Annotated in this window: 31 protein-coding genes; 25 read left to right on the top strand and 6 right to left on the bottom strand. The window is 54.2% G+C overall.

Annotation, left to right across the window (positions count from 1 at the left end):
* Window positions 1-516: 516 nt before the first annotated feature.
* From K8Q93_03880 to K8Q93_03845, 8 genes are all read left to right on the top strand, one after another.
* On the top strand, window positions 517-1,464 hold the full coding sequence (locus K8Q93_03880) for a site-specific integrase (protein ID MCE9644351.1): 948 nt from the start codon (window positions 517-519) through the stop codon (window positions 1,462-1,464).
* Between the two features lie 32 nt (window positions 1,465-1,496).
* Complete coding sequence (locus tag K8Q93_03875; GenBank protein MCE9644350.1) at window positions 1,497-1,715, top strand: hypothetical protein; 219 nt, start codon at window positions 1,497-1,499, stop codon at window positions 1,713-1,715.
* Between the two features lie 281 nt (window positions 1,716-1,996).
* Window positions 1,997-2,443, top strand: a complete 447-nt coding sequence (locus K8Q93_03870) for an RpiB/LacA/LacB family sugar-phosphate isomerase (protein MCE9644349.1) — start codon at window positions 1,997-1,999, stop codon at window positions 2,441-2,443.
* Window positions 2,443-3,141, top strand: a complete 699-nt coding sequence (locus K8Q93_03865; GenBank protein ID MCE9644348.1) for a hypothetical protein — start codon at window positions 2,443-2,445, stop codon at window positions 3,139-3,141. The genes K8Q93_03870 and K8Q93_03865 overlap by 1 nt, the downstream gene beginning before the upstream one ends.
* A 4-nt stretch (window positions 3,142-3,145) precedes the next feature.
* Window positions 3,146-3,991 (top strand): transketolase, encoded by an 846-nt coding sequence (locus tag K8Q93_03860; GenBank protein MCE9644347.1) that lies wholly within the window; start codon window positions 3,146-3,148, stop codon window positions 3,989-3,991.
* A 9-nt stretch (window positions 3,992-4,000) separates the two neighbouring features.
* Window positions 4,001-4,603, top strand: a complete 603-nt coding sequence (locus K8Q93_03855) for an HD domain-containing protein (GenBank protein ID MCE9644346.1) — start codon at window positions 4,001-4,003, stop codon at window positions 4,601-4,603.
* Between the two features lies 1 nt (window position 4,604).
* Window positions 4,605-4,811 carry a DUF1653 domain-containing protein gene (locus tag K8Q93_03850; GenBank protein ID MCE9644345.1) on the top strand — a complete coding sequence of 69 codons (207 nt, stop codon included), beginning with the start codon at window positions 4,605-4,607 and terminating at the stop codon, window positions 4,809-4,811.
* Entirely contained in the window at window positions 4,805-5,782 is a 978-nt protein-coding gene (locus tag K8Q93_03845) for a transketolase family protein (GenBank protein MCE9644344.1), read from the top strand. Before K8Q93_03850 ends, K8Q93_03845 begins: the two co-directional genes overlap by 7 nt.
* On the opposite strand, the gene K8Q93_03840 is transcribed toward K8Q93_03845, so the two are convergent.
* A complete protein-coding gene (locus K8Q93_03840; GenBank protein MCE9644343.1) occupies window positions 5,779-6,774 on the bottom strand; it encodes a carbohydrate kinase family protein in 996 nt (331 codons plus the stop codon). The genes K8Q93_03845 and K8Q93_03840 overlap by 4 nt on opposite strands.
* A 111-nt stretch (window positions 6,775-6,885) precedes the next feature.
* Between K8Q93_03840 and K8Q93_03835 the strand changes: the two genes are divergently transcribed.
* The 4 genes from K8Q93_03835 to K8Q93_03820 all read left to right on the top strand — a co-directional run bounded on the left by K8Q93_03835 (window position 6,886) and on the right by K8Q93_03820 (window position 10,704).
* Window positions 6,886-7,542: a hypothetical protein gene (locus K8Q93_03835; GenBank protein ID MCE9644342.1), complete on the top strand. Its 657-nt coding sequence runs from the start codon at window positions 6,886-6,888 to the stop codon at window positions 7,540-7,542.
* A gap of 70 nt (window positions 7,543-7,612) precedes the next feature.
* Window positions 7,613-8,584: a D-glycerate dehydrogenase gene (locus K8Q93_03830; protein MCE9644341.1), complete on the top strand. Its 972-nt coding sequence runs from the start codon at window positions 7,613-7,615 to the stop codon at window positions 8,582-8,584.
* Window positions 8,585-8,639: 55 nt separating this feature from the next.
* The gene (locus K8Q93_03825) at window positions 8,640-9,293 is read left to right on the top strand and encodes a 50S ribosomal protein L25 (protein ID MCE9644340.1); all 654 of its coding nucleotides are present in this window, start codon (window positions 8,640-8,642) and stop codon (window positions 9,291-9,293) included.
* A 67-nt stretch (window positions 9,294-9,360) separates the two neighbouring features.
* On the top strand, window positions 9,361-10,704 hold the full coding sequence (locus tag K8Q93_03820; GenBank protein ID MCE9644339.1) for a hypothetical protein: 1,344 nt from the start codon (window positions 9,361-9,363) through the stop codon (window positions 10,702-10,704).
* A gap of 5 nt (window positions 10,705-10,709) precedes the next feature.
* Here the strand turns inward: K8Q93_03820 and K8Q93_03815 are convergent, their stop codons facing one another.
* Window positions 10,710-11,768 (bottom strand): hypothetical protein, encoded by a 1,059-nt coding sequence (locus tag K8Q93_03815; GenBank protein ID MCE9644338.1) that lies wholly within the window; start codon window positions 11,766-11,768, stop codon window positions 10,710-10,712.
* A gap of 57 nt (window positions 11,769-11,825) precedes the next feature.
* Here K8Q93_03815 and rpmE point away from each other — a divergent pair, with 57 nt between their 5' ends.
* Both rpmE and K8Q93_03805 read left to right on the top strand, forming a co-directional pair.
* A complete protein-coding gene (rpmE, locus tag K8Q93_03810; GenBank protein MCE9644337.1) occupies window positions 11,826-12,056 on the top strand; it encodes a 50S ribosomal protein L31 in 231 nt (76 codons plus the stop codon).
* Window positions 12,057-12,107: 51 nt separating this feature from the next.
* Window positions 12,108-13,088, top strand: a complete 981-nt coding sequence (locus K8Q93_03805; protein MCE9644336.1) for a PCRF domain-containing protein — start codon at window positions 12,108-12,110, stop codon at window positions 13,086-13,088.
* A gap of 52 nt (window positions 13,089-13,140) precedes the next feature.
* Here the strand turns inward: K8Q93_03805 and K8Q93_03800 are convergent, their stop codons facing one another.
* Both K8Q93_03800 and K8Q93_03795 read right to left on the bottom strand, forming a co-directional pair.
* Entirely contained in the window at window positions 13,141-13,593 is a 453-nt protein-coding gene (locus K8Q93_03800) for a hypothetical protein (GenBank protein MCE9644335.1), read from the bottom strand.
* A gap of 123 nt (window positions 13,594-13,716) precedes the next feature.
* Complete coding sequence (locus K8Q93_03795; protein ID MCE9644334.1) at window positions 13,717-14,319, bottom strand: hypothetical protein; 603 nt, start codon at window positions 14,317-14,319, stop codon at window positions 13,717-13,719.
* 411 nt (window positions 14,320-14,730) lie between these two features.
* Here K8Q93_03795 and K8Q93_03790 point away from each other — a divergent pair, with 411 nt between their 5' ends.
* Window positions 14,731-15,783 carry a hypothetical protein gene (locus K8Q93_03790; GenBank protein MCE9644333.1) on the top strand — a complete coding sequence of 351 codons (1,053 nt, stop codon included), beginning with the start codon at window positions 14,731-14,733 and terminating at the stop codon, window positions 15,781-15,783.
* On the opposite strand, the gene K8Q93_03785 is transcribed toward K8Q93_03790, so the two are convergent.
* Both K8Q93_03785 and K8Q93_03780 read right to left on the bottom strand, forming a co-directional pair.
* Window positions 15,755-16,513 (bottom strand): SagB/ThcOx family dehydrogenase, encoded by a 759-nt coding sequence (locus K8Q93_03785; GenBank protein MCE9644332.1) that lies wholly within the window; start codon window positions 16,511-16,513, stop codon window positions 15,755-15,757. The genes K8Q93_03790 and K8Q93_03785 overlap by 29 nt on opposite strands.
* Window positions 16,510-17,898, bottom strand: coding sequence for a YcaO-like family protein (locus K8Q93_03780; GenBank protein ID MCE9644331.1), 1,389 nt, complete (start codon window positions 17,896-17,898; stop codon window positions 16,510-16,512). The genes K8Q93_03785 and K8Q93_03780 overlap by 4 nt, the downstream gene beginning before the upstream one ends.
* 256 nt (window positions 17,899-18,154) lie before the next feature.
* Here K8Q93_03780 and K8Q93_03775 point away from each other — a divergent pair, with 256 nt between their 5' ends.
* From K8Q93_03775 to K8Q93_03730, 10 genes are all read left to right on the top strand, one after another.
* Window positions 18,155-18,844, top strand: a complete 690-nt coding sequence (locus tag K8Q93_03775) for a tetratricopeptide repeat protein (GenBank protein ID MCE9644330.1) — start codon at window positions 18,155-18,157, stop codon at window positions 18,842-18,844.
* Window positions 18,845-18,961: 117 nt separating this feature from the next.
* Complete coding sequence (locus K8Q93_03770) at window positions 18,962-19,771, top strand: hypothetical protein (GenBank protein ID MCE9644329.1); 810 nt, start codon at window positions 18,962-18,964, stop codon at window positions 19,769-19,771.
* A gap of 140 nt (window positions 19,772-19,911) precedes the next feature.
* The gene (locus tag K8Q93_03765; GenBank protein MCE9644328.1) at window positions 19,912-20,691 is read left to right on the top strand and encodes a hypothetical protein; all 780 of its coding nucleotides are present in this window, start codon (window positions 19,912-19,914) and stop codon (window positions 20,689-20,691) included.
* 58 nt (window positions 20,692-20,749) lie between these two features.
* Window positions 20,750-21,286, top strand: a complete 537-nt coding sequence (locus K8Q93_03760) for a hypothetical protein (protein ID MCE9644327.1) — start codon at window positions 20,750-20,752, stop codon at window positions 21,284-21,286.
* 10 nt (window positions 21,287-21,296) lie between these two features.
* Complete coding sequence (locus K8Q93_03755) at window positions 21,297-22,502, top strand: hypothetical protein (protein MCE9644326.1); 1,206 nt, start codon at window positions 21,297-21,299, stop codon at window positions 22,500-22,502.
* Window positions 22,484-23,494, top strand: coding sequence for a hypothetical protein (locus tag K8Q93_03750; GenBank protein ID MCE9644325.1), 1,011 nt, complete (start codon window positions 22,484-22,486; stop codon window positions 23,492-23,494). The genes K8Q93_03755 and K8Q93_03750 overlap by 19 nt, the downstream gene beginning before the upstream one ends.
* 1 nt (window position 23,495) lies before the next feature.
* Window positions 23,496-24,704 (top strand): hypothetical protein, encoded by a 1,209-nt coding sequence (locus K8Q93_03745; protein ID MCE9644324.1) that lies wholly within the window; start codon window positions 23,496-23,498, stop codon window positions 24,702-24,704.
* 4 nt (window positions 24,705-24,708) lie between these two features.
* A complete protein-coding gene (locus K8Q93_03740; GenBank protein MCE9644323.1) occupies window positions 24,709-25,206 on the top strand; it encodes a hypothetical protein in 498 nt (165 codons plus the stop codon).
* Window positions 25,203-25,634 (top strand): cupredoxin domain-containing protein, encoded by a 432-nt coding sequence (locus K8Q93_03735; protein MCE9644322.1) that lies wholly within the window; start codon window positions 25,203-25,205, stop codon window positions 25,632-25,634. Before K8Q93_03740 ends, K8Q93_03735 begins: the two co-directional genes overlap by 4 nt.
* A 67-nt stretch (window positions 25,635-25,701) precedes the next feature.
* Complete coding sequence (locus K8Q93_03730; protein ID MCE9644321.1) at window positions 25,702-26,607, top strand: hypothetical protein; 906 nt, start codon at window positions 25,702-25,704, stop codon at window positions 26,605-26,607.
* The last annotated feature ends 1 nt before the right edge of the window (window position 26,608 follow it).

The raw sequence follows: 26,608 nt of genomic DNA, 5'->3' as shown, positions 1-26,608 counted from the left end.
CGCTCGATGCGGAAGTAATTGGGTTCCTTAGGGCAGTCCTGGGGAAACTCGTTTAGTCCGTTTTTGAAGATCACTTAAGGTCGTATTTCTCCGCGTGGGGAAATACGACCTTTTTCTTTTTCTCGAAACGGGGCAAAATATGCCCTTATTAAGCCATATTTCATTGACTGCGGAGCAATAGCACTCTGCAACATACTTTACGACTTGACAATATAATGTTCACTACACTAGAGTGTAGTGCAAGCCATTGTCCCGAACAGGGATCAGTCCGGATTTCCGGCTGATGCGACCAATGGGCATTTAGCTGACAGCCATTTCCCGGCGCGTTAGGATTGGGGTATATCGCCCCGGCTGGGGATGATAAAGCTAAGGGCCCACCTAGAGTCGCATCAGGGTGGGCTTTAAGCTATGCGTCTCAGCGAAACAATCGAAGAATTCACGAAAGTGCGGACCTTTCGAGGTTCCCGCAAAACGACTGCCCGGTATGACCGGCTTCTTCGTATTTTCTGCTTGTGCATGCAGGACCCGGAGCTCGAGGCGCTCGATCTACCGCATATACTTTGGTATTTCGGAGAGCTTGAACGTTTGGGATGGAAGCCGAACGGTATCAACCTCATCGCGATAGCGCTCCGCAAACTGTTCGAGTTTTGCAATCTGCGAGGCTACGCGACTTTCAACGAGCAGCTTATTCCCGTACCTAGAAAAGAATTCAACATCCCGCGAGTCGCCGACATCGAGGCGTTTAGAAAGTTGCTTAAGCAGATTCCAGAGAATTCGCCGCGACCGCACCATATTCGCAATCGCGCCTTCCTGCTCTTGCTTTGGGATACCGGAGCGCGAGTGGGCGAGATATGCGCTCTCGATACGGGCGATCTCGATTTCAAGAAGAGAACCGCCCTCATTAAAACGGAGAAGTCTCGCGGCCGACGCCCGATTCGGCAGATATTCTGGACAGAGGAAACCAGCAAGCACCTCAAGCTCTGGATTCAGAAAAAAGAGCATCTCCAAACCCTCTTTAAATTCAACGACCCCGAAGCGGTGTTCGTCTCCATATCGAAGTCGGGTCAGTACGATGTGCGCGGCAGCCGCATGTCGAACCGCGGCGCGGCGGAGATTATGCGCATGCTTTCTAACGCGGCAAAGATACCGATCGTGAACGCGCACTCAATTCGTCACTCAATGGGCAGGGATACAGTCAGGACCCTCCGAAGCAATTCGGCGGTCTCTAACGTGCTTGGGCACTCGAACCTCGACAGCTCTTACATCTACACCATGCTTTGGGGCGAGGATTTGAAAGAGGACTGGTCGCAGGTAATGAAGCAACGCGGTAATCCGCTTGCGGAAGCACCAAAGGCATCGCGGAACTTTCCTCGCATGAAAGGGCGGCAAGAATCGGCAACCCAGGGCAGACTGCGCCCGGTCGAAATCAAGACCGGGAAGTATGGGCGCATGGTTCGGCAATAGCGTCTCTTAGAGATGCACGATAAAATGCGGGCATGGCCGCAAATACAGAACGAAACGACTTGATCGTCGCGCTGCACGATCTCAACCCAAAGAAATATTCCTTTGGGAATCTTGCGAAGAAATATCGTAAGGCTCGCCCCACTATCCAGGAGATTTACTGGCGCGAAAAAGCAAAGCTGGGCGATAAGAAAGCCTTGGAGCATCCGCTTGTCCGGAGGAAGTATCCAGAGCTTGCGGGGCGTAAGGGGTAGGCTAGGGGGGTGTTTGCAAGGTGTAAGGAGCGCGGTATAGTTAGGGTGCTCTTTGAAAATAAGACAATCTCGCTCGCGTTTAGAGAACCTCTCGCATGGGGTGTTCTAAAAGCGAGCGAGCGGGATTTTCCCTCTAAGGGATCTCGATGGTACAATAAAATCCAATGACTGCAGGACTTTTTTTAAAAAACTGCCTCGCCTGGTACGACACCGAAATGGGGTATGCGTATACCCTCGTCGAGCATATAAAGAAACTAACTGCTGCACTCTGACTCTCCCGTATGACCATCTACCTCTCTTCCGACCACGCAGGCTTCGCCCTCAAGAACCATTTGGTCGAATATTTGAATAATCTTGGCTACATCGCTGTGGATAAGGGTCCCTACAGCGAAGACCCGACGGATGACTATCCGGACATGGTGCGACTTGTTACGGAAGAGGTGCTCAAGGAGCCCCACTCCGTGAAGGGGATCGTGCTCGGAGGTTCCGGCCAGGGTGAGGCTATTGCTGCTAATCGTTTTAATGGGATTCGCGCCGCGGTCTACTATGGCGGATCACTCGACGTCATCCGCCTCTCTCGCGAGCACAATGATGCCAACGTGCTTTCCCTCGGCGCGCGTTTTGTTTCTACTACTGAAGCAGAGGAGGCGGTGAAAGTTTGGCTCGAAACTTCTTTTTCCAAAGAAGAGCGGCATGTCCGCCGCATCGCTAAACTAGACTCAAACTAATGGAAGTTGTCCCTGCCATATTGCCCGAGAGTTTCGCAGATCTCTCTGAGAAGGTGGAGCTCATCGCTCCCTATGTGGACACGATCCAAGTAGACGTGCTCGATGGGCGCTTCGTGCCAGGGCGGCGCACCTGGCCGTATCTTGGGAAAGGAGAGGAGGAATTCTCACTTCTCGAGAATGAAGACGTAGGTCTTCCGCAGTGGGACAAGGTGAACTATGAAGCAGATCTCATGGTCGCAGAGCCTGCGCGCTATGCGGAAGAGTGGATCAAGGCGGGCGCGAGCCGTATTGTAGTGCACCTTGAGACTCTCAGTGATCCAGCTGGCTTCATCCGCTGGTTCCGGGAGACGTATGGTAATCCGGGAGAGAGTCTGGTCTCCGTGGAGCTCGTTTTTGCGATTGGGAACGATACTCCGCTTGAAGATCTCTTGCCGTACGTCTCTGCGATCGATGCGGTGCAGCTCATGGGTATCGCGGAGAGAGGGTATCAAGGAGAGCCCTTTGACGAGCGGGTGCTCGATCGGATATCGGAACTCCGCGAAGCGTATCCCGACCTCGTCATCAGCATCGACGGAGGAGTGAACAAGGAGACGGCCCCGCTCCTTGCGGAGCGGGGGGCAACGCGTCTCGTCTCCGGCTCTTTCCTCTTCGCTAATCCGCATCCGGGAGCGGCGGTAGAATATCTCGCGAATCTTTAAATATATGGAGCACCTTGATGATCAGACGATAAAAAGGTTGGAGCAGCAGGCGAATGCCATACGCATCTCCATCATCAAGATGCTCATGGCTGCTGGCTCAGGGCACACTGCTGGTCCTTTGGGTATGGCGGACATTTTCACTGCACTCTATTTCCACTCTCTGCGTCATAATCCCAAAGATCCTCTCTGGGAAGATCGCGATCGCCTCGTGCTCTCCAATGGCCACATCTGCCCAGTACTCTATGCCACCATGGCTCATGCGGGGTATTTCCCATTAGAGAAACTTGAGACGCTCCGCACATTTGGTTCGGCGCTCCAGGGACATCCGCATCGGGAATGGCTGCCGGGGATTGAGACGAGCTCGGGACCTCTCGGTTCTGGTCTCTCTCAGGCGGTGGGCATGGCCTTGGCGGATAGGATTGATCGCGGCTCCGCTTCTGGCCGCTACGTCTATGCGCTGCTCTCGGACGGAGAGCTCGATTGCGGCAACACCTGGGAGGCAGCCATGCTCGCAGGTAAGGAGAAGCTCCACAATCTCATCGGCTTCATTGATCGCAACAATATACAGATAGACGGCTTTACTGAGGACATCATGCCGCTTGAGCCTCTTCGCGCGAAGTGGGAGGCGTGGAACTGGCATGTACTCGAGGTGAACGGGCACGACTTCGAGGAGATTATTGGCGCTATTGAGGAAGCTAAAGCAATTTTCGAAAAGCCAACTATGATCCTGGCACACACCATCCCCGGCAAGGGCGTGCCCGCTTTCGAGAAGAAGTTCGAGTGGCACGGAAAGCCGCCCTTAAAGGAGGAAGGGGAGATGGCGTTAAAAGCTCTGGGAGCAGTAGAATAGCTTATCTATATGGACGACAAGAAAATTACTCAATTTCTCTTTGAAATAGGAACTCTAAGGAGGGTGCCGCGGATGCATCGGCAAACCTTGCTTATTGACGATACCTCGGACAATATCGCCACTCATTCATATCGCGTCGGACTTATCGGCTGGTTCCTAGCGAAGATGGAGAAGGCTGATCCGTATAAGGTCGTGATGATGTGCCTATGTCATGATATGTCCGAGGCGCGTACCGGTGATCATAACTGGGTGCACAAAAGGTATGTGAAGATTTTTGAGGAAGAAATACGGAAAGATCAATTAGGCACTTTACCCTTTAATGATTTAAGAGACTTGGCGGGAGAATATGACGCGCGGGAGAGCAAGGAAGCGATCATCGCGAAAGATGCCGACATTCTAGACCAACTCTTGCTTCTTAAGGAATATGCTTGGCAAGGCAGCCGGGAAGCCGAGCTTTGGCTGACTGGTAAGGACTCAAGCGATGGATTGGCTTCTGGGAACAAGCAGCTTCAGCTTTTGCGCACGGAAAGCGCGAAACGCCTCGGAGAGGTTATTTTTTCAGAGAAACCGTCAGATTGGTGGAATAATATTTGGACGCATAAGAATAAATAATATGGAACTCAACCCCGGGCAAGTGTGGCGGCACTACAAGGGTAATCACTACAAGATTATCTGCTTGGGCAAACATTCTGAAACGGGAGAAGAGCTGGTTGCCTATATGCGCCAAGAAGATGGCAAAATATATTTTCGCCCACTCAAGATTTTCTTCAGCGAGGTAGAATGGGAGGGCAAAAAGATGCCTAGGTTCGTACTATGTTGAATCCTGATTCAAAACTAAACCTCAAGCTCTTCGATGCTGACGTCGAACAGGCACCAATTCGCAAGGGCTTCGGTGAGGGGCTCCTTGCTGCTGGGGAGGCGGATGAGAGAGTGGTTGGTCTTTGTGCTGATCTCACCGATTCCACGCAGATGCATCTTTTTAAAGCCAAGTTCGCACAGCGTTTTGTGGAGATGGGCGTAGCGGAGCAAAATCTTGCGGCGGTAGCGAGTGGTATGGCGGCCATGGGCAAGATTCCTTTCATTACTTCCTACGCGATGTTCAGTCCAGGACGTAACTGGGAGCAGATCCGTACCACCATCTGCTACAACGATCGACCTGTGAAGATAGTGGGTTCGCATGCAGGTGTTTCCGTGGGACCGGACGGCGGTACGCATCAGGCCATCGAGGATATCGCCATCATGCGCGTCATCCCGCGGATGGTAGTGATTTCTCCGTGCGACAGCATTGAAGCCAAGAAAGCCACTGTCGCCGCAGCCAAGACCAAGACTCCGGTATATATCCGCTTGGCGCGTGAGAAGACTCCCATCATTACCACGGAGGATACGCCGTTTGAGATAGGGAAGGCGCAGGTACTGTGGACGAGCGAGAAGCCTGCGGTAACCATCGTCGCGGTGGGTGCTTTGGTGCATAAGGCGCTCGTGGCCGCTAAGCAGCTTGAGAGTGAGGGGGTGCAGACGGAGGTTATTAATCTTTCGACCATCAAACCTTTAGACAAAGAGACACTACTTCAGTCTGTTCGTAAGACACACAAGGTAGTAACCGTAGAAGAGCATCAGGTGGCTGGCGGCATGGGCTCGGCGGTAGCAGAACTCCTTGGAGAGGAGGAGCCAGCGAGAATTACCTTTGTCGGTGTACGCGATGTCTTCGGTCAATCAGGCAAGCCTGAGGAGCTTCTGGAACACTACGGGATGGGGGTGAGCCACATAGTTGCGGCAGCGAAGAGTCTCTAAACGAGTTTCTGGAATTTAAAATTAGAGGGCGCTTTCGAAAGAAGGGCGGAGATATCCGCTTGGGTGAGGAGGCCTTCTTGAGCACCTATGTGCTGGGTCACTGACATAGCGTTGATCATGCCCCATTCAAAGCCTTCCTGGAGGGTCTTTCCTTGAGCGAGTGCGGCAACTACGCTTGAGGAGAAAGCGTCACCTGCTCCGGTGCGCTCCAGAGGAGGTTTAGGATCAGGGTAGGCAGGCATGCTCCTCATGCTTCCATTTTCATACGCGTAGGCGCCGCGCGGGCCGTCCGTAAGCACGACTATCTTTGGTCCGAGTTCGGCCATGCCTTTAAGGAGGAGTCCTACGTCCTTGGCTTTTATGCCGGTGATAGTTTGCGCTTCCTCTAGGTTCGAGAAAAATATGTCCGTGCGCTTATACAGAAGCTTTAACTCCGAAGGTCCTATCTTTATCTGAAACGTCCCTGGCTGAAAAGCGAGCTTGATGCGGGGGTGATCGAGCAGATATTTCAAAATGTCTCGGTGGTATGAGACGGAGTTTGCACCAAGCGAGCTGAGGTAGACCCATCTTGGTTCGCCGATGTCGGGGAGAGCGTAGAGATACTCCTCGTGCTTCACGAGTATCGTGCGCTCCGCGCCATACCAGAGCACGTAGTGATAGTTCGTCGTCTTCTTCTCGTGGGTGCGGACGAAGTCGGTAGCCACGCGATTGCCAGAGAGGGAAGCAAGGACTTCTTTGCCGTAGAGATCATTTCCGATGTCGCTTACGAGGGCGGTAGAGAGGCCGAGGCGCGCGCCAGAAACGGCTGCGTTCGCGCTATTACCCACGCCGGCGATTATGGTGGCAGATTCGTAGGGGATCTTGTCCCCGAAGCTCATGCATATCTCGCAGGCTTTCGTATCGATACGGCAATTGACGTGCGCCTCCTTGAGGCGGATGAATGCATCAGTGGCGGTGTCGCCGATAGCTACGAGATCAAAGGGCTTCGACATATAAGTATTTTATCACACAAGCGTGTTAGGCAAACTCGAATGCTTGACAAATATATGTAAAGTGTGGTAATGTCAGACGCGAAACATCACTGCGCTCACAGGAGATTCCTAATGCGTATTCTGTCCCTTCTGTTCCTTGCCATCGCGTTTTGCGCAAGTTCGATCTCGGCTTCTGCGGGCATCACGGTTGTCCCGAAAGAAGTTGGGTCATCTCCTCTGCCTCCCGCTGGCGGCGGCTTCACTGTCTATGTCAACGGGCAGGAGATTCGGTGCACATTCACTGAACTCGAGCCGCCGCACTGTGTCTCCTCTGCTTCTGTCCGGGAGGATCGGTGTCGCCTCAGCTTCATTGGCGGAGGTCTTCTCGGAGATACCGGCCTTCTGCGCGCTCACTGTAAGGCGGATCCGAAAGGAGACGCCCGCGAGTTTCTCGCGGGGGCGCTGAAAGACATGTCGGCCTTCTGTCCGAGCCTGCCTTTGGAAGCGGGGGGTGTCATCAGGAACTTCGCAGGTAAAGACATCCGCTCGCTGACCCGCTGGGTCTTCATGGTCTTCGGCAACGAATATTCGGCTCGCTATATCGTCCCCGGAGTCGTAATCGCCATTCAGCCCGCTCCCTACTGGCCGTATCCCATCGATGGATATCTCAGGGTCGTGTTCGTGGACCAGAGGATCACCTGCGAGGTGCTCATGGACACGGTCGACCTCTCTCCTGAGCCGGTTCAAAGCGGAGGAAGTGACGGCGGCGACGTCGGCAGGAATTTCTAGGCTGCAGAAATGCGGCACGGCGGCGCCCTCTCACCGGGGGCGCCGCTTTTCTTTTTGATATACTTCTCGCATGAAAACAGTCTTCGTGACCCGTCGCATACCGGAGAGCGGCATTAAATTACTGGAATCGAAAGGATGTGTGGTAGACGTGAGTTCCAAGGATGGCGTGCTTAGCAAAGAGGAGCTTGTCTCCGCTCTCAGGGCGAAGCCCTATGACGCAGTGCTCTGTCTGCTTACGGATAAGATAGATGGGGAAGTATTTGATGCGGCTCCGCAGGCGAAGATCTTCGCCAACTATGCGGTGGGTTTCAATAATATAGACCTGGAGGCGGCAAAGGAGCGCGGGGTGATCGTCTCTAACACGCCGGACGTGCTCACCGAGACGGTGGCGGAACACACGGTGGCGCTTCTCTTGGCGCTGGCTTCGCGGGTGACGGAGGGGGATCGCTTCACCAAGGAAGGGAAGTACGTAGGCTGGGATCCGCTCCTTCTTCTTGGTACGGACCTCTCGCACAAGACGCTCGGTATTCTCGGAGCGGGTCGTATCGGTGCGCGCGTGGCACATCATCTCAGCCGCGGTTTCGATATGAATGTCGCCTATTACGACGTGAAGAGGAACGAACAGCTGGAGCAGGAATACCGCGCCACCTATTACGCGACGCCGGAGGAAGTGCTCGCTGTTGCGGATGCGGTTACCATCCACGTGCCGCTACTGCCTTCGACTCAGCACCTTCTTAATAAGGAGCGCTTGGGAATGATGAAGCCGTCTGCTTTTTTGGTGAACACTTCCCGGGGTCCGGTCATTGATGAAGTGGCGCTGGTAGAGGCCCTTAAGGGAGGAGTCATCCGCGGCGCGGCGCTCGATGTGTTCGAAAATGAGCCTGCGCTCGCTCCGGGCTTAGCCTCGCTCCCAAATGTCATCCTCACCCCGCATATAGCTTCGGCTACAGGGGAGACCCGCGAGAAGATGAGTACCATAGCGGCGGAGAACGTCCTTTCCTTCTTTGAGACGGGGATAGCACCGAACGCGGTCAAGGCCTAGCCTCTCCAGCCCATCCTGGGTTGCAAAATCTGGCCTTTTAGGTAGACTGCTCCTCATGATTACTCTCGAAGTCAAACGCCGCACAATCATCGGTAAGGCCGGATCCCGCCTTCCCGAGACGGTTATGCCTGCTGTTTTCTACGGTCACAAGGAGGCGACCACCCCGATCGAGCTCTCTCGCGGGCTCTTCAAGAAGGCCTGGAAGGAGGCTGGCGAGTCTTCCGTGGTCATCCTCAAGGACGGCGAGCGCGAACTCGAGACCCTCATCCAGGCGGTAGACTTTGACCCTATCAAGGGCGAGCCTCGCCACGCTGATTTTTACGTACTAGAGAAGGGCAAGAAGGTGCAGGTTGCCGTACAGATACACTTCGAAGGCGTACCGGAGGCGGTCAAGAGCCTCGGCGGTATCCTGGTGAAAGTGCTCCATGAGCTTGAGGTTGAAGCGATGCCGAAGGATCTCCCGCACGCACTCACGGTGGATGTGACCGGTCTCTCTACCTTTGAGAGCCAGATTCTGGTGAAGGACATCGTCCTCCCAGCAGGTGTCGTCGCTATGGCAGATCCTGAGGAAGTAGTCGCTGCTATCACTCAGCCTCACGAAGAGAAGGCGGACGAGACTCCGATGAACCTGGAGGACATCGAAGTGGAGAAGAAGGGCAAGAAGGAAGAGGAAGGAGAAGAAGGAGCAGAGGAAAAGGGCGACAAGTAACACTTTTTACAGAAATTCCACACAAAGGCGCTCCGAGGGGAGCGCCTTTGTGCTATCCTTGAAAAGTATGCCTCGCGTTTTTCGTATTGTCGGCGCCCTCTGCGCCTTGCTTCTGCTCGTAGCCTCTCTCTTCGGGTCGGCTTCTGCTGCGGAACTCTCTCCGGCTGAGCGTGCGGCGCTTGAGGCGGAGCTCCGCAATATCGAAAATCAGATTGCTGGCCAGCGCAAGATTCTGGATTCAACCCGCCAGCAGTCCGCTTCTCTCCAGCGTGACGTGGCCATTCTCAATGCCCGTATCAAAGAGGCCCAGCTCTCTCTCCAGGCCCGCAACCTCTCCATCCAGCGCCTCTCTCGCGAGATCGACGGCAAGCAGCAGACTATCGGCGTGCTCTCTTCCAAGATGGAGCGGGAGCGGGAGTCCCTCGCTCAGCTCATCCGCAAGACTGCTGTCATCGATGACTATTCCATCGCCGAGTTCGCTCTCTCCGGTCGTAATCTCTCTGATTTCTTCTCTGACCTCGACGCCTTCCAGTCGGTGAAGGAACAACTGCAGGAATCCTCGCACGAATTGGGCGAAGCGCGTGATGACACGCAGGCAGCCAAGGACAGCCTAGAGGACAAGCGGTCGGAGGAACTGCAGCTTCGTCGCATCCAGGAACTCCAGAAGAAAGCCGTCCAGGACCAGGAGGCGGAGAAGAAACGCATTCTGAACGTTTCTAAGGGGCAGGAAGCCGAATATCAGCGCGTAATCCAGTCCCAGGAGCAGAGTGCCGCCACTATCCGCGCACGTCTCTTCAATCTGCAGGGAGCGGGCCCCATCCCATTCCAGAAGGCGTATGAATATGCGACCGAAGCATCGCAGAAGACGGGGGTACGTGCGGCGGTCATCCTCGGCATCATCGCTACCGAGACCGATCTCGGTAAGAACCTTGGTACGGGCACCTGGAGAGCCGATATGGCGCAGAGAGACTGGGCAGACTTCCAATCCATCACTAGCCGCCTAGGACTCGATCCTGATGCGATGCCTATCTCCGCGCGTCCTTGCTCGGCTGCGGAGAGGAAACGGGTCGGCCCCGGAGTAGCCTGCGGCTACGGCTGGGGAGGTGCCATGGGCCCCGCCCAGTTCATTCCTTCCACCTGGCTTTTGTATGAAAAGCGTATCTCGGCTATCACCGGGACGAACCCGCCGAATCCGTGGAACCCGCGCGATGCCTTCATGGCTTCTGCGCTCCTCATGAAGGACAACGGTGCTAATCGCGGTACGCGTGCAGCAGAGCGTCTCGCTGCCCTCCGATATCTCGCAGGCTGGAAGAACGCGGAGAAAGCAGCATACGCCTTTTATGGTGATCAGGTGATGAGTCTGGCTGACGGTTTCCAGGCGCAGATAGATATCTTGAAGAAGGCGCAGTAGGAGATTTATTTAAATGAATCGAGCGCTTCTATGAGCTGCGCAGTAGCGTAGGTATCCACGTATGTTCTCTTGATGCTGCCGAGCGCTCCTCCTTTGAGCTGCTCTGGAGCGTCCATCTGCATACGTAAAAGGGCACCAGCGCTACGGAGCGCTGCTTGCTTGTATGAATGAGAGGCCGAATCATTGCTCTCTGCGACTAGTACAGAAGCCTGTACTAGTCCTCGGGTGATCATGGCTTGCTCGGCAAGAGGGTAGTAGGTGCCGTCAGTATCCCGGAAGAGCCCGTAGGAGGCGGAGAAGAAGTTCTTGTCCTGGAGAGGGAGATATGAGTTGGCGATGAGAAGAAGGCTGCGGCGGTCTTCGTCTCCGCGGAGCGACTCGTAGAGAGTGCTGCGTACCGCGAAGCGGAGCGGGGAGGGGTCAAGAAGAAGGCGATAGCGGGCAGCGAGCAGTTCTAGTGTCTCTCTGTGCTCAGGAGAGCCGGTGCGCAGGTAGAGCGCGCTTATGCCGAGGATGCCATAGCCGAGGCTCTCTGCGGCGGTGCTGCTCGCAGCTTTCCAGTAGGTAGTGAATTCCTTTCGTGCCCAGGAAGCGATAGGGGTGGCGAGCTTCTCCGCTTTGGCTCTCTCTTCTTCAAAGAGCGGGCTTGTTGCGAGGAGTGCTAATCCTCGGCCATTCTGCTCCATGAAGGGAGTGCCGTTGGTGAGATATGCGTCATTACCCGCTTCTACGTACCAATCCGTGAGGATGATGTGGAGATTCTCTCGGTGCGCTCCGGCGAGTGTGGTGTCTCCGCGGGAGGCATCTGCGAGGGTAGTGGCGGCCTCTAGCTCCGCGATGAACTGCTCTTCCCGGGTGACGGGAGGGGGGCTGCTGTCGAGCCCGTAGCGGGTCACGAAGTGTATATCCTCATCAAACGAGCGGAGCAGGTACCCAAGGGCCTCTTTCCGGCCTTCCGCGAGCTCTCCTTCCGAGGGTGCCTTGGTGAGATACCAGCCGAAGCCAAAGATGAGCCCGAGGAGGATCAGGCTGAGCGCGGAGAGGCTACGATAGGAAAGGAACATAGCCATATTATACCAGAGCCTTTGCCCTTTTAATTTCAGTATGTTATAAAGTCCGGCATGAAGGCAGATATCCATCCGACCACCCATCTCGCTGCTAAGGCTCTCTGCGCCTGCGGAGCTGAGTTTTCCGTGCTTTCCACCAAGGAGAGTCTCTCTGTGGAAATCTGCAGCAAGTGCCATCCTTTCTACACCGGAGCCGACAAGGTGCTCGACACCGCCGGCCGCGTGGAGCGTTTCAAGACGCGCGCTGCAAGCGCCAAGGTGAAGCCTGCCAAGAAGAAGGCGTAACGATTCAAAGCCCGCCCCGGCATACTCCGGGGCGGGCTTTGTCCTACCCATATGGACCTTTCCAAATACAAAGAGAATAGGAAGACACAGTACTTGGCGGAAACGGCCGAGCGGCTTTCTGCGGAGATAGACGACTTAGAGACCCTCATCACGAGCGACCCTTCCATGGCAGAACTCGGGAGAGAAGACCTGACGCGTCTCTCTGCGGAGCGAGATGCGCTGGTCGCTCAGATGGAAGAGATCTTGAACAAGGCAGCGGGCACGATAGAATCGCCCAATCAGATCATCCTGGAAGTGCGCGCGGGCGCGGGCGGAGAAGAGGCGGCGCTTTTTGCGGAAGAGATCGCCAATATGTATCGCCTCTACGCTGAGAGGGAGGGCTGGGACGTGCGCGTACTCGATGAATCCAAGAGCGCGCTTGGCGGCTACAAGGAGGCTTCTTTTGAATTTTCGGGCGAGGGTGTCTATGACAAGCTGCGTTACGAGACGGGAGTGCATCGCGTGCAGCGCACTCCGGCTACGGAGAAGATGGGACGTATTCATACCTCTACTGCTTCTGTGGCGGTGTTGCCTCTTCGTGAGACGGCACCGATGGAGATAAATCCAGGGGATATCGAGATGGAGTTCTCCCGTTCGGGAGGTGCGGGTGGTCAGAATGTGAACAAGGTGGAGACGGCGGTTCGTTTGATACACAAGCCTACTGGGATCGACGTGCGTTGTACCTCAGAGCGTAGTCAGCAGAAGAACAGAGAAAAAGCTATGGCGATTCTTTCGGCCAAGCTTCAGGCATTGAAAGATGAACAGGATGCAGCTAAATATGCCGGTGAGCGTAAATCACAAATAGGAACAGGGGACAGGTCTGAGAAGATCCGTACCTACAATTTTCCGCAGGATCGCATCACGGATCACCGTATCAAGGAATCTTGGCACAATATCCCTAAGATCATGGCGGGGAATGTCGAGGATATAATTAACGCTCTCGCGGAGGCAGCGAAAGGAGGTTTTGAAAACAAAGGAGAGGTGGAGGAGTAAATAAAAAAGAAAGGGCGCGGTCCCGGAGGACCGCGCCGACACTTCGAGAGTCTCACTGCTTCTCGAACTTGATGCTGAAGGCCGACGTTGTGCAAGTTCCCTTGAAGGCGGTGCCGTCCGGCACGAGTTGCATCTGTTTGCTCCGACAGCCGGGAACGCTGATGATCATCTTCCCGTCATTCTCCACGGGGATGACCTCTGTCTTTAGGGTCCCTTGATCGGCTGCGGAAAGATTGTAAGTGTAACTCACCTGAGCGTAGCGTGCTCCGGCGACTGTGCCCTCCTTCGGGAAGACGAGGCCGGCGCAGCCGCTGCTCCACTTGCCGATATAGATCTTGGGAGACGGGTCCGTCGCGACCTGAGCCAGGGGATTCCCGGCGGCGGCCTCGAGCGTGGCTGAGGTGACCTTGATGCCGCAGATTTCCTGATCGGCGAAAGTCGGACGGCCGATGAGGAGAAGCACGGCAAGGCTTAGAAGGAACGATACTCGCGTGAATCGCAGCATAACGACCTCCTGGGGTTGACTACGAAATCTTTTTATAACATTTTTTAAATACTGTCAACGCTCATGAAAATAAAAAAACCGGCGAGTACCCCGAAGGGCACCCGCCAGTCGATCTCGCCGTTTTCAATCCTTGCTCCCTCCTCGTGTGGTAGCTGGGGGAGGGGATGCGACGGTCGAGGTGTCGGGAATCGGCACCGCCGCTGTGGAGCTGCCGAGAGGGGCTCGGACTCGCGCTTCTTGCATCTTATGGATTTGCGCAGAGAACGTCGTGCCGTCACAGTCGCCACGGAGGGAGTCTTTGTAGGTGAAAGTGACTCCCAAGTAGTGGTCATCGCGACAGGCGTCGAGGCCGGTGACCTTGAAGTAGGTTCCCCCTTTTTGCATGACTTCGATTCGGGAGACCCGCTGTCCACGGAGCGCGCCCATGTTCCAGACGTATATGTATTTGATCAGCCACTTTTCCGTCGTGGTGTCGTACCATTTTCGCTGGATGTAGAAGCCGACGCATTTCATTTGGGGCATGAAGTATCCTTCGTGGGCCCCGCGTGCGTCTAGATCATCTTCTTTGCTGATTGGAGATTCTTCCCCGATAGTTTCCTGGAGCAGCGCCACTTTGCAGATGCAAAGGTGGGGCCTCGTCTCAGTGTTACAACTATTGGTTTGGGCGCTGGCAGCGGTCGCGCTGCCGAGCGAGATGAGCAAGATGACGAAGAACAGCTTCAGCATGGTGACCTCCTGGTCTGCGGATGCTTAGTTCGAATTAAATTATATAGTATATAAACAATTATGTCAATACATTAAAGGGGAGTTATCAACAAAGCTTCTTGAAGCAGGGTGCTAATATTAATTGCATACGTGAAGAACTTTTTCTCTACAATTATGAAGGGGTTGGGCGTCGTGGCGGGGGTAAGCGCCGCTTTCATGTTTCATGCGGCGCTTGATAGGTCGAATGGAGATGCTTCCTTCTGGAGCGAACAGAAGATTTCCTCAGTGCTTGCGCAGGGAGGCGGGAAGGATTGTGAGTGTTCAGGTGGAGGGGATGGCGGCGGTAGCGCCGATGGCTGTGGTTGCGAGGGGTGCGGTGGTTCCTAAATCATGCTTCGCTCTTATCTCACATCCCGCACTATTATCGGCGCCTTGCTCCTAGTTCTCTTCTTGGGGAGTATTTATTATCTTTATGCTCAATCGCAAGAACCCTCTGTGAAGCCGAATACGGTGACGTATGTTAGGGAGCAGAATGCGGATTTCAAAAAAGGTCTTGCGCACATGAAGGCCCGTGAATTCTCTAAAGCTATTCCCTTCTTCCAAGCGGCATTGCTTGATGCCCAGGATCTCAATCAAGAAGGGTATATCAAATATAATGTGGGGTATGCTCAGGGACTCGCTAAGGAATATCAGAGTTCTATAGCTACGCTCCGAGAGGTGGCTGCCAATGAGAATTATGCGGACATCATTCGCGCTTGGTCTATCCAGCTTATGGGCGAGCTTTACTTGGCTAATAACAAAGATCCGGAATATTCGAAATACGTCTTCGACAAGACCCCGTACTCTGCCTTCAACTCCAATGGGAATATTGAGGCGGCATATACTCGACTCTCGGAGTATGCAAGCTCTTTTTATCCTACGGCTGTCTCTCTCTTCCGTATTTCTTTTGATAAATCCTTCCCTGAGATCCTTGCGCTCAGTGTGAGGCAGGCTCGTACGAGCGCGGATGAAGAAAATCTTAAGTCTCTGTGGAACCAGGTGCACGAGGCGATACGCATAGGCAACGATGAACTCATCGCAGCCCGTACCTTGGGCTTCGATAATTCCGTGCTTTCCGCGCGCATCACGCGACAGGCTATCCTGCTCGGCATCGCTACTCTCACAGGCGAAGATCATGCAGCTGAAGCAGAGGCTCTCTATAAAGAGGCGTGGAATCTGACGGAGGGTAACCGTGATCAGCGCATTTGGACAGGGTATCAATACGCCCTGTATCTTTCTCAACAGTATGGAAAGTCAAAAGCGGGAGAGATATCCGTCCTCCTTGCGCCGTTCTCTGATCCTGCGTATCGCAACGAGCGTTTCTATAAGTACCTGGCAAGCAAAGAGGCTCTGTCCGATGTACAGACGCGGCTTAATGTAGAACGTATTTCTCTGGTAGATGAAGAGTTCGCCGCACTCATGCGTTCGTTCGGGTGGAAGGTGTAGCTTTTCCTATGAGGGTCAGGTAGAGAGATGATTCTTTATCCGAGTCCAGATTTAGGAGGGTATCCATCTCTTTTTCTTTGAACCCTGCGATAGAGGCATAGTCCAGACCAAGGGATTGGGCTATGAGCTGTAGATTTTGCGCCACATGTCCGGCTTCTGTACATATGAGCCGATATCCGAAATCCCCGTATTTTGAGAAAGTCCGCTCCCATACTCCGGTGATGAGGATGGCTACTGCGGTATCCCTAGACCATTCGTACCCGAGGTTTTTTTGAAAATTATCGCAGTATTCCTCACCACCTATCTTCTCCAGAGAGTTCTTGAGGAGATTGAAGTGATACAGGCCTTTAGGCAAGCCATCGACGTTGCGCGCAGCTATATATATCTCTAGCGGATAACGTTCTCCCGCGGATGGATAGAACCGTTTGCTCTGTTGTGGGTCTGTACGGTTCTCTCTAAGTCCGGCGCTCCAGAAGAGCAGGGAAGAGAGTTCTTGGAAACTGACGGCGGAGACTGGATCGAAGGAGCGCGTCGTCTTCCGCTCGGAGAGGGTTTTCTCGAGTGTATGGCTGAGGGGAAGCGGCTCGGCGAGCGCCGTGTTTTCAGAGCGAGGGTATGTCTTGAATAAGATATCTTCCCTGGGGATCGGATTCTTGGCATCGCGAGTTTTGGGTAGACGCCAGTTCGCGATGGCTTGATGATGGAACCGCTTGGCGAAATGGTTATTCATGGAAAGGGGTGGGGTTCAGGATTCATTTCTTTGGCGGGTTCGTATCCGAGGAGAGAGGGAATCTCTGCCAGGCGTTTTCCGGCGAGAGCGGGAACTCGCTCGTCGAGATGCATCGGCTGCAGGTCAGGGATATGCACACAGACTGAACGAAAACCGCTTCTACGGCTTGCTTCGGAACTTATCTCGACTTCATACAATGGATATTTCTTATTTCTCAAGGCTTCCGACAGTCGGAGAGATTCTGTGCCAGTATCACTCTTATTCTCTTCTAGAGTGATCTTTCTTATTTCCCCCTGTGTAAGAAAGCTGCGTTTCGGGGTGTTTTCCTCCTTTGCCCAATAGATCAAGCGCTCCTTGCGACCGACCTTCTTCATGTCCACAGGGGCTTCGTATGCGGTTTTAAGAGAAAAGCGTACGCTAGCGGCTTCAGAGAGGGCTCCAAGGATGGCGGTTTTCATATCCCAATGCGCCTTTGCGCCCATAGTAAACGCCGGCCCCTTTCCGCTTTCATCGAGCAGAACGGCTGCGATGACCAGGAAAGGAAAATCAGTCGGAAGTAGAAGCAGTTCTGCACGGAGGTGGTAGCGAGCCAGGGAATCAAGAATGCTTTTCAGATCATCGTCTTGTTCGGCGAGGTGATTGATATCGATGCGAGGAGGCGAGAGGCGTTTGAGCCAGCAGATCATGAAAGCATCGCGTTCGATCGCTTCCAATGCCCCGTAGAGGACGGCTTCTTCGTGGCTATGTGAAGAAGTCGCGAGTCCTGTGGTTACGGCGGAACGGAGAAGTGGCTCGACGTTTTCCGGTCGTTCAGGAGACTTCTGTCTCTTCTGGCAATATTCGGCGCTGAAAAGCTGGAGAGGTACCCAGATCATCTTTCCGGAGATTTTTTCTTTGGCTTGTACCCAGCCGAGAACTGTCGATTCATCCACTTGTAGCATCGGATCCAAGCTCTTCTGTTCCTCGGAGAAACCAGTAATTGAGCGGGGGTCTATCTTATCCCCAGGAAGCTCTTTATACGAAGAGACCTTGATCTTCTTTTCGTACCATTCCGAAGAGCCTGACCATAGAGAGCGTTCGACGCACTCCCCGAGCGCGCTCCACAGGGCTTTTTCAGGATCAAGGAAGCTTGCACCGGAGGCGCGAAGATGGCCCTTTGTATGAACGCGGTATAGAGGGGGCTCATCTGGTGGAGGATTAAGGACTTCGACCTTCTCTAATATTCCCTGTCTCCTCAATTTTTCTATGATTGTCAGGTTCTTGAATATCAGCAGGTGAACATCACGAAGATTCTCCGGTACTTTGGTCAAGATTTCTATCCCGAGACGTTCCTCCAGGGTCCCAAGGAGGGCTTCTAGGAAACTTCGTTTCCAGTAAGATTTCACATAGAGAGAAGCAAAATCTTTTGTACGGATCGCAACCTCAAGTCTGCGCGGGTCTTCTCTTTGATACTGGGTATTCATCGGCTTGGGCGCTTAGCGTCCTTACTATACAATATTCATATCTATGCGCCTGCGTGCGGTTCTTTGCCTCCTTGGTCTTCTCCTCGCTCTCACGACTCTTCTTAGTTGGAAGAGCCTCTATTCCTATGTCGATTTCCATCGACCCTTGTGGGCCCATGTGTTTATGGAGAGGCTACATATGCCTGCCGTAGCTCTCGCGCTTGCGCCGGAGGATGCTAGCTTAGCCTATCGCGCGGGTAATTTTTATCTCGGAGAGAATGCTCATGACCTAAAGAAGGCAGAGGAACTTTATAAGAGGGCTCTCGACTTAGGGTATCCAGAGCCGGGATATATCCATTTCGGTCTCTCCCGGGTTTATTTCTTTCAGGGGCGTTATAGCAAAGCTATCGAGGCTATAAACGAGACCCTGCGGCTGGATTCTTCCATCCACAACGCTTATTACATGCGTGGGCTTGTGTACGGATATAGGAATAATCTCTCGGAGGCAGAGGGTGACTTCGCTAGGTATCTGGAATTGGAACCGGAGAGCTGGGCGGGAGCGAATGACCTCTGTTGGATCTATTTTCGGCAGGGTCGCTATAAGGATGTCCTTACGGTTGCAGAAAAGGCCCTTTCTTATCATCCGGAGAATCCTTGGCTTCAGAACTCTCTTGGTGTTGCGCTCCTTAATCTCGGAGAGAGGGAAGAGGCTCGTAGTGCCCTGGAGAAAGCTCTTGCTGGTTTCAAAGCCATGACGCCAGAGGAGTGGGGTAGGGCGTACCCTGGGAACGACGCTCGATATCATCCACAAGGTCTTGCGGGTTCTCTGCGCTCTGTAGAGAAAAATCTTCTACTCCTCTCTGGGGCAGACTTAAGTGCGATTCAGTAACAAAATAGGATGAAGTACCTTCTTAAGAGATGGCGGCGTAATATGGGCGCTTTGCTGTGTGATCGGAAGTTGCTCTTTCTGGCGGTATTGGCTCTGGTTTTGGCTGTGATTTCCGCCTTGAGCTACCTTCAGCCGATTGATAACGGTCCGCAGTCTCCAGAGATTGATTACAACTCGCTCTCACCGAATGGTGAGGAGGGGGGAGTCATACTCCCGGCTTCGGGGGATTCTTATTTTGAAGCTGCTTACCAAAGCTATTACCAGAGCCAGTACCAGTCGACCTACGAGGCGTATTACCAGAGCCAATATCAGTCTACGTACGAGGGTTACTATCAAAGCCAGTACCAGTCGACCTACGAGGCGTATTACCAGAGCCAATATCAGTCTACGTACGAGAGCTACTATCAGCCTTATTACGAAGGGTATTACCAAGCTGGATATGAGGCTGCTTATCAATCCTACTACCAGAGCTATTACCAGTCCGCCTATCAAGCGGCGTATCAAGGTTATTATCAAGGTTACTACCAAGCTTCTTATTGCTCTGCCAACCAGGGACAGGTCTGTACATCTGCCGCTAATAGCTGCGGCGCGGTGACCTACGGTACGTATAGCTGTGCGGGTGCGTGTTCCGCTACCGTGGCTCCTGCGGAATCTTCCTGCGTCGTCCCAGTTATCACTGTTGCGCCTCCTTCTCCGACAATCGTCATCAATAGAGGCGATGCTTGCAGCTTTAGCTGGAGCAGTGCTAATGCTACTTCTTGCGTCGTGACCGGTCCTGGGGTGAATTCCACTGGTCTTTCGGGCTCAGTGTCTGTCCCTGATATCACGCAATCGAGAAGCTACCAAGTGCGTTGTTACAATGGCTCCATGGTGAATACCACAAAGACGGTGAACTGCCAGGTCAATCCGACTTTTGAAGAAATCTAAGAATTGGACGTACCTCGCTGGTGTCAGGGGGGTTTACATAGTGCTACAATAAAAGACGTACGATGAGGCACTTTTTTCGTGAAATAAATAAAAGATTTTCTAACCTACTCCGCGAGCGCAGGCTCCTTTCCTTTGCGAGTGTGGCAATCTTTCTCGTCATCTCTCTAGCAAGTTTGGGGTATTTGGAGAAGAGCTCTGGTCCGCAGTCTCCAGAGATTGATTACAACTCGCTCTCACCGAATGGAGAGGAGGGAGGAGTCATACTCCCGGCTTCGGGGGATTCTTATGCAGAGGGGTATTACCAAGGCTACTACCAATCCTACTATCAGGGGTACTACCAGGGTTACTACCAAGGGTACTATCAATCGTATTATCAAAGTTATTACCAGTCTTACTACCAGGGGTATTACGAAGGCTACTACTATTCCCAAGGCTACTACTACTCTCAGGGGTATTACCAACCTTACTATTACTCGCAGGGGTACTATCAAGGCTACTACTACTCCCAGGGCTACTACCAAGCTTCTTATTGCTCTGCCAACCAGGGACAGGTCTGTACATCTGCCGCTAATAGCTGCGGCGCGGTGACCTACGGTACGTATAGCTGTGCGGGTGCGTGTTCCGCTACCGTGGCTCCGCCGGAATCCTCTTGTACGGCGCCCACCATCACCACGGTTCCTGCCGCTCCCTCCATCGTGATCAACAAAGGCGCTTCCTGCAGCTTCACCTGGTCAGCGACGAATGCTACTTCCTGCACGGTCACGGGCCCAGGAGTGAGCCAGACAGGGACATCCGGTTCGGTATCCGTACCGAATGTCACCGAGACGAGTACCTACACAGTACGTTGCTACAACGGTTCTGAAGTTAATACCTCGAAGACGGTGGATTGCCGGGTCAATCCTGCTTTTGAGGAGATCTAACTGGGGATAATGGAGACGTCGAACGGAGTATACTCACTGTAATCATAAATATAATCATATGGAGCGAACATTAAAGATCATCGTCGGGGTACTTGCGGTCGGCGCTGTCGTCCTCGGTTATCTCATCTATGTGCGGGATTATAAGCCTCTTGCGGGCACGACCTCCCAGAATCCTTCGACAAACGCTCCGCAGACTCCTTCTACTGGGGTGAATCTTCCCGCTGGCTCTTCCTACGAGCTCTCTGCTGAGGAGAAGAAAGCGCTTACGCCTCCTTCCCAGAATGCGACGGCGGCAGAGCAGAAAGCATTCTTTGATGTAGTGGTCTCTGCAGCTAAAACGGTCCCGGCGCTTGAGATCGGCACGAGTTGTTCTGTGAAGCCGGTGGTGCTCGCGCTAAAGAAAGGCGCGCCTCTTAAAATAAAGAACACGGCAACGGTAGAGCAGACCATCGCCTTCAATAAGGATTCCGTGTACTCCGTTCCTGCTGGAGAAACCAAGGAGTTCAAGGTCGCATTTGCCCAGAATGGCGGCATCTACGGCTACGGCTGCGGATCTTCCGTAAGCGCCTCTGGCATGATCTTCGTGACGGAGTAATCACTTCTTGATGCGGTCTCTCTTCCGGTACCGGCTGATTCTCTCTTCAGCTGCCGCCCTTCTCCTTCTGAATCTCTCTCTCGGGGGCTATCTTCTCTTTGCGAGCGCGGGTTCATATCCGGAACTCGCTGAACTCCAGACACCACGCTCCTTCCCCGAGCTCTCGCGATACTTTCGGGATCTTGCCGAAGCCAAAGGTGCTCCGTATGCGTACCAGGTGCTCATCCGCATGCCTTCTGTCCCCGGTGTGGACATGCATCTCGTGGGACATACGGTGGGGGATGAGCTCTACAAGCAATATGGCCTCGAGGGTATGGCCTACTGCACGCCTGATCTGCGCAACGCCTGCTCGCATACGGTAGTGATCGGCGCGCTTCTCGAGTTCGGGCCGCCCGTGCTCGAGAAGGTGGCTGCGATCTGTCGCAAGGCTCCCGGCGGTGCCGGAGCGTACAACATGTGCTATCACGGCCTGGGGCATGGCGTGCTTGCATATACGGATTACGAACTGGATCAGGCGGTGCCGCTCTGTAAGCGCGCGGGGGAATCTGCTGGTAACAAGGCGAACGAATACCAGGAGTGCATCGGCGGCACCATCATGGAGATGACCGGCGGCGTACATGATCCTAAGCTCCGCGAGGAGAAGGCGAAGAAATATTTCAAGGAGGAAGATCCGCTCTATCCCTGTGACGCGGATTTCATGCCGAAGGATGTGCGCGGCTTCTGCTACACCTACCTCACTCCGCATCTTATGGAGGCTGCCGGAGGCAATCTGGGAGCTCCGAAGGCGGAAGATTTCAGGATTGGCATGACCTATTGTGACGCGCTCACACAGAGAGAGGATCGGCGCGCCTGCTTCGGTGGTTTCGGTAAGGAGTTCCCGGTAATCCTCTCTTCTCGCGATGTACGTGCGGTGACATCACTTCCGGATGAGGCTATGCGTACGATGTATGAGTGGTGCTCGCTCTCGCCAGCGGAAGATGGCAGGAGGGATTGCTCCTTTCAGGCAGTCGCTTCGCTTTATTGGGGAGGGGAGAATGATTTCCATGCCTCGGTACGTTACTGCAGCGTGATTCCGGAAGAGGGCGATCAGAGAGATTGCTTCACCCGGCTCGCAGATATGGCGCGTTATTTTAGAGGCCGCGATGGTCGTTACATGAGAGAGTTCTGCGCTGCTTATCCGCAACCCTATACTGCCTCATGCGCCGTTACCCGTTAAAACTTATTTTCGCCGCCGCTATCCTGATCTTTTTCGTAGCTGGCGAAGCATACTATCTGTATATCTCGCGCGGCACCGAGGTCCCTGATCCACCACGGCTCCAATCCAAATATTTTAAGCGTGAGAAGGCTGAGTGGGCAGAGACCATAGATACGCTGGGTGCGAAGGCTGCGTACCAGAAATTCGTGGAGGTGTACGGAAAGCTTCCGCCTGGCTCGGCGCATTCGCTTGCGCATGTCTTTGGGGAGTTACTGTATGAGAAAGAGGGACTTCCTGGGGTCGCGGTCTGTGACAGCTCGTTCGGCTTCGGCTGCTACCACAGCTTCTTCGGGCGGGCCATCAGCGAGCATGGGGTAGAAGTGCTTGGCCAGCTTGATCGCGCCTGCGTGGCAGCGTGGGGAGAGAAGGGCCTGGGCTGCTCGCATGGAATCGGGCACGGCCTCCTGTGGTCTGTCGGCGATGACAAACTCGCGGAGGCGCTCGATATCTGTGCGACGCTCACCTGGAAAGGACCGATCGGCGGCTGCTCCGGCGGAGTCTTCATGGAGTACAATTTTCATACGATGGCTGATCCCGACCTTACCTCCCCGCGCATGTTCGACCCGAAGAAGGCGCATGCGCCCTGCGACGCTCTTTCCATATATCGCGAAGCCTGCTATTTCGATATGCCGCAATGGTGGATGCGGACATTTAATGGAGATGCCGCTCCAGCAGCCGCTCTCTGTGCCGAGGTTGGTGCGAAGGGCGAGCGGGAGGCGTGCTTCAAAGGTATCGGCAATATCGTGGCTCCGGAGTCGGGGTATGATGTAAAGAAGTCTCTCGCTGTCTGCAATAGTCTCGTTGGGACGGAAGAACAGCTGCTGTGCCGCCAGGGGGCTTCCTGGAGCTTCTTCGCAGAGCCTCGCGTGCGGGATCTCTCGCCTCAGCTCTGCGCCGGACTTTCGGAAGATGCACGACAGAGCTGTGTGGCCGGTTCTCAGATAATCCGCTGATATGAACTCGTTTTTAAAGAAGCATACGAAGTTTGCTGCCGCTATCGTTATCCTCGCGGCTTTCCTCTTTGGTGAGATTTACATACTCGCCGCTCCCATGCTTGCTCCTGATCCGGGGATGCGTCTGGTGCGTTACGCTGACGAGGTCGTCGCCGCTTGCGCGAGCGCACGATATCGTCCGACCTGCTACGAAGACGAGATCCCCAAGCTCATGGACAAGGGCGTTTCCATGGAGGATGCGGTGCGCGTCGCAGCAGTAGTTCAAGCCAAGGACAAGACCTACACCTACTGCCATGTGCTCGGGCACAAGATCAGCGCCAAGGAAACCGCCAAGGATCCGGATAAGTGGACGGAGGTGATCCAGCGCTGTCCATCTGGCGTATGCTCCAACGGCTGCATCCACGGCGCGTTCCAAGAACGCTTCCGTACAGAATCTCTCTCTGACAGCGAGATCGAAAAGTACAAACCCGAATTCGCGAACGTGTGCGAGCCGCAGGATAGCTTCAATCCTACGGGGCTCGAACAGGCGAGCTGCTACCATGCGCTCGGGCATCTGCTTATGTACATCACTCGCGCGGATATCCCGAAATCGCTCGGTCTGTGCAGGGAACTTTCCATAAAGCCGGGGCAGGATATGAGTCAGGTCTGCTCCGATGGCGTGTTCATGCAGATCTTCCAGCCGCTCGAGCCGGACGACTTCGACCTCATCAAGGGTAAGGAGGTGGCTACGGGGACCCAGCGTGCGTATTGTTCCGCTTATAGCGGTTACGACAAGGCGTCTTGCTGGAGCGAATCCTGGCCGCTTCAGCGAGAAGAGCTGAAGGCGCCAGGCGCTATTAGTCGCTGGTGCAACCAGCTCTCTGAAGCCGGCCCTCGCGAGCGCTGCAAGCATGCCTTGGTGTTCGTCTTCGTGGCGCAGCTTGAATTCGATAACGAGAAGATCGGCGCGTTCTGCGACACTATGCTTCCGGAGGATCGCGGGCTCTGTTATGCGGATGCGGCTTCCCGCCTCCTGGAGAACGACTACCGCAATATCGAACGCTCCGTAGCCCTCTGTGCTGCTGCGGAAGCGAAGGGGGTAGGGGAGACTTGTTATGACATCATGGTGCGCACTGCAAGCTTCACCTTCCATGCCGGCTCCCCAGAGTCGAATCGTCTCTGTTCTCTCCTTCCGGAGAAGTGGCAGGAGCATTGCGGCGCTCGTCCATAGCATCATGAAATACGCACTCTCGTTTTACATTATTGCGATCTTGCTCATCCCGTGTACCGTTGCGGCACACGGTGAAAGCGCTTCCTTTGAAGCTACTCTCTCTTCGGGAGTTCTGATGGATATCGGATACTCTTCTGCTCCAGTCTCGGGGGAGAGTACGATTTTTGATTTCTCCGTTCTTGATGCCGGAGGGGAAGAAATAGCCTTCGACCATATCTGGGTGCGTCTCGGTAGAGGCTCCGCCGCGTATTTCGCTACGGGCATAGCTAAGGCGGATATCGGCAAGACGGTGCTTACTTATCGTTTTCCGCAGGAGGGGGCCTATGAGATGGATGTGCGTTTTGAGAAGGGGGGCAGAACCGTGGCAGAACATACTTTCACTTTTGAGGCGGAAAAGGCGGAGACGTCCAAATCATCCGTTCCTCTCGGTATGCTATTATCGGTACTCGCCGCGTTCTTCGCGGGCGGCGCTATTACTTACTTTTCCCTGCGTTCACGATGAATAAACTCATACTTCTTGCCGTAGTCATCGTAGTCTTCGGCGGCGGCTGGTATTACTGGACCAACCGCACGGCACCTGAGGTGGTCGTGGAGACCCCTACAGAAAATATAGCTACTACTACGCCAGATACCGCTTCTTCTACGCCTGCTCTCCCTAGGATCACGGTGAACATGACTGACGATGGCTTCGAGCCCTCTACTCTCGTCATCAAGAAGGGCCAGATTATAGAGTTCGTGAATGTCGGCAAGGATTTCCACTGGCCAGCTTCTGACCTTCATCCGACGCACGAAATCTATTCCGAATTCGATTCTGACAAGCCGGTAGGTCCTGGAGAAACCTATTCCTTCCAGTTCGAGAGGATAGGTAAGTGGAATATGCATGATCATCTCCACGCCCGCTTCCGCGGATCAATCGAGGTGCAGCAGTAAATCGGATTTCTGATCGTGCTGTGCATAACCCCGCCATAAGGCGGGGTTATGCCGTATAATGGACGCAATGTCCTCGCGTACTCGCCTCGTCGCTGGAGTCCTCTCCATACTCCTTCTCGCTGCCGCTCTCGGCGTGTATTTCTATCAGCGCTCTGCGTCCTTGGCTAAGTTCGATCCTCAGGGCACACTTCTCCTTTCGCTTGCGGATAAAGGGAGTACGGAGGTGAATTTGTATGAGTATGAGCTTGCGACCAAAGAGCTCCGTCGTATCGGTCGCGATAGTAATTCCAATTTCGATGCGGCAGTGGCTCCTGATGGCAATCGTCTCGCGCATATCGCCTACGGTCCCGGAGCCCTGGCGAGCCAGGTGGTCATTTATGATCCCGCTACGGAGGAACGTCGTCCGATCACTCGTGGAGAAGCCTTTAGGCATTCCCCAGACTGGTCTCCGGTGGGTACGGGGCTTGCGTACTCTCAGGAAGCGAGAGGCGGCTCGGATATCTATGCAATAGATCTCCCAGGGACTCCACGCCGCATCGGCGCGGGAAGCTATCCCGTCTGGTCCCTTGATGGGAAATCGCTCTTTGCGCTCGCTCCAGAAGGCCTGGTGCGCTACGACCTAGGGACTCTCGCCAAGACCAAGGTTTGGGGAGCGAGCGGGGCTGGCATGAAGCTCGCCGCAAGCCAGGATCACTCTTTGGTTGCCTGGCTCATTCCCGGCCTCGAGCGAGTAATGCTGCTCAAGGTGAACCCGGTGAATCCGAAGGAGCTTCTTCTCAACGATACTCTTGAGGCGCGAGCGTATGATGCGGCGTTCTCGCCAGACAACGCGTACGCAGCTCTCCGAGTACGTAAGGGGGAGGCGTCGCAGTTCGAGATCGTCATCGAGCGGCTCGACACGGGAGAGCGTAGGAGTATCCTCGACCTCTCTCCATACGAAGGTGGCACGCTCTACCTCTCTTCTTGGAACTAAT

The organism is Candidatus Parcubacteria bacterium (genome assembly GCA_021414235.1).
GTDB lineage: Bacteria > Patescibacteriota > Minisyncoccia > Phycocordibacterales > JAKFXT01 > JAIOOV01.
This window is presented reverse-complemented; position numbering and strand designations above follow the sequence as displayed.

Excerpts from the sequence above, each read along its gene's own strand:
- K8Q93_03800 (MCE9644335.1), bottom strand. The coding sequence starts at position 13,593 with ATGCTGCGATTCACGCGAGTATCGTTCCTTCTAAGCCTTGCCGTGCTT.
- K8Q93_03865 (MCE9644348.1), top strand. The coding sequence starts at position 2,443 with ATGGAAGTTGTCCCTGCCATATTGCCCGAGAGTTTCGCAGATCTCTCT.
- K8Q93_03840 (MCE9644343.1), bottom strand. The coding sequence starts at position 6,774 with ATGTCGAAGCCCTTTGATCTCGTAGCTATCGGCGACACCGCCACTGAT.
- K8Q93_03830 (MCE9644341.1), top strand. The coding sequence starts at position 7,613 with ATGAAAACAGTCTTCGTGACCCGTCGCATACCGGAGAGCGGCATTAAA.
- K8Q93_03740 (MCE9644323.1), top strand. The coding sequence starts at position 24,709 with ATGAAATACGCACTCTCGTTTTACATTATTGCGATCTTGCTCATCCCG.
- K8Q93_03845 (MCE9644344.1), top strand. The coding sequence starts at position 4,805 with ATGTTGAATCCTGATTCAAAACTAAACCTCAAGCTCTTCGATGCTGAC.
- K8Q93_03745 (MCE9644324.1), top strand. The coding sequence starts at position 23,496 with ATGAACTCGTTTTTAAAGAAGCATACGAAGTTTGCTGCCGCTATCGTT.
- K8Q93_03820 (MCE9644339.1), top strand. The coding sequence starts at position 9,361 with ATGCCTCGCGTTTTTCGTATTGTCGGCGCCCTCTGCGCCTTGCTTCTG.
- K8Q93_03785 (MCE9644332.1), bottom strand. The coding sequence starts at position 16,513 with ATGAATAACCATTTCGCCAAGCGGTTCCATCATCAAGCCATCGCGAAC.
- K8Q93_03835 (MCE9644342.1), top strand. The coding sequence starts at position 6,886 with ATGCGTATTCTGTCCCTTCTGTTCCTTGCCATCGCGTTTTGCGCAAGT.
- K8Q93_03855 (MCE9644346.1), top strand. The coding sequence starts at position 4,001 with ATGGACGACAAGAAAATTACTCAATTTCTCTTTGAAATAGGAACTCTA.
- K8Q93_03755 (MCE9644326.1), top strand. The coding sequence starts at position 21,297 with ATGCGGTCTCTCTTCCGGTACCGGCTGATTCTCTCTTCAGCTGCCGCC.
- K8Q93_03775 (MCE9644330.1), top strand. The coding sequence starts at position 18,155 with ATGCCTGCCGTAGCTCTCGCGCTTGCGCCGGAGGATGCTAGCTTAGCC.
- K8Q93_03735 (MCE9644322.1), top strand. The coding sequence starts at position 25,203 with ATGAATAAACTCATACTTCTTGCCGTAGTCATCGTAGTCTTCGGCGGC.
- K8Q93_03870 (MCE9644349.1), top strand. The coding sequence starts at position 1,997 with ATGACCATCTACCTCTCTTCCGACCACGCAGGCTTCGCCCTCAAGAAC.
- K8Q93_03730 (MCE9644321.1), top strand. The coding sequence starts at position 25,702 with ATGTCCTCGCGTACTCGCCTCGTCGCTGGAGTCCTCTCCATACTCCTT.
- K8Q93_03875 (MCE9644350.1), top strand. The coding sequence starts at position 1,497 with ATGGCCGCAAATACAGAACGAAACGACTTGATCGTCGCGCTGCACGAT.
- K8Q93_03760 (MCE9644327.1), top strand. The coding sequence starts at position 20,750 with ATGGAGCGAACATTAAAGATCATCGTCGGGGTACTTGCGGTCGGCGCT.
- K8Q93_03795 (MCE9644334.1), bottom strand. The coding sequence starts at position 14,319 with ATGCTGAAGCTGTTCTTCGTCATCTTGCTCATCTCGCTCGGCAGCGCG.
- K8Q93_03880 (MCE9644351.1), top strand. The coding sequence starts at position 517 with ATGCAGGACCCGGAGCTCGAGGCGCTCGATCTACCGCATATACTTTGG.
- K8Q93_03750 (MCE9644325.1), top strand. The coding sequence starts at position 22,484 with ATGCGCCGTTACCCGTTAAAACTTATTTTCGCCGCCGCTATCCTGATC.
- K8Q93_03815 (MCE9644338.1), bottom strand. The coding sequence starts at position 11,768 with ATGTTCCTTTCCTATCGTAGCCTCTCCGCGCTCAGCCTGATCCTCCTC.
- K8Q93_03805 (MCE9644336.1), top strand. The coding sequence starts at position 12,108 with ATGGACCTTTCCAAATACAAAGAGAATAGGAAGACACAGTACTTGGCG.
- K8Q93_03860 (MCE9644347.1), top strand. The coding sequence starts at position 3,146 with ATGGAGCACCTTGATGATCAGACGATAAAAAGGTTGGAGCAGCAGGCG.
- K8Q93_03825 (MCE9644340.1), top strand. The coding sequence starts at position 8,640 with ATGATTACTCTCGAAGTCAAACGCCGCACAATCATCGGTAAGGCCGGA.
- rpmE (MCE9644337.1), top strand. The coding sequence starts at position 11,826 with ATGAAGGCAGATATCCATCCGACCACCCATCTCGCTGCTAAGGCTCTC.
- K8Q93_03850 (MCE9644345.1), top strand. The coding sequence starts at position 4,605 with ATGGAACTCAACCCCGGGCAAGTGTGGCGGCACTACAAGGGTAATCAC.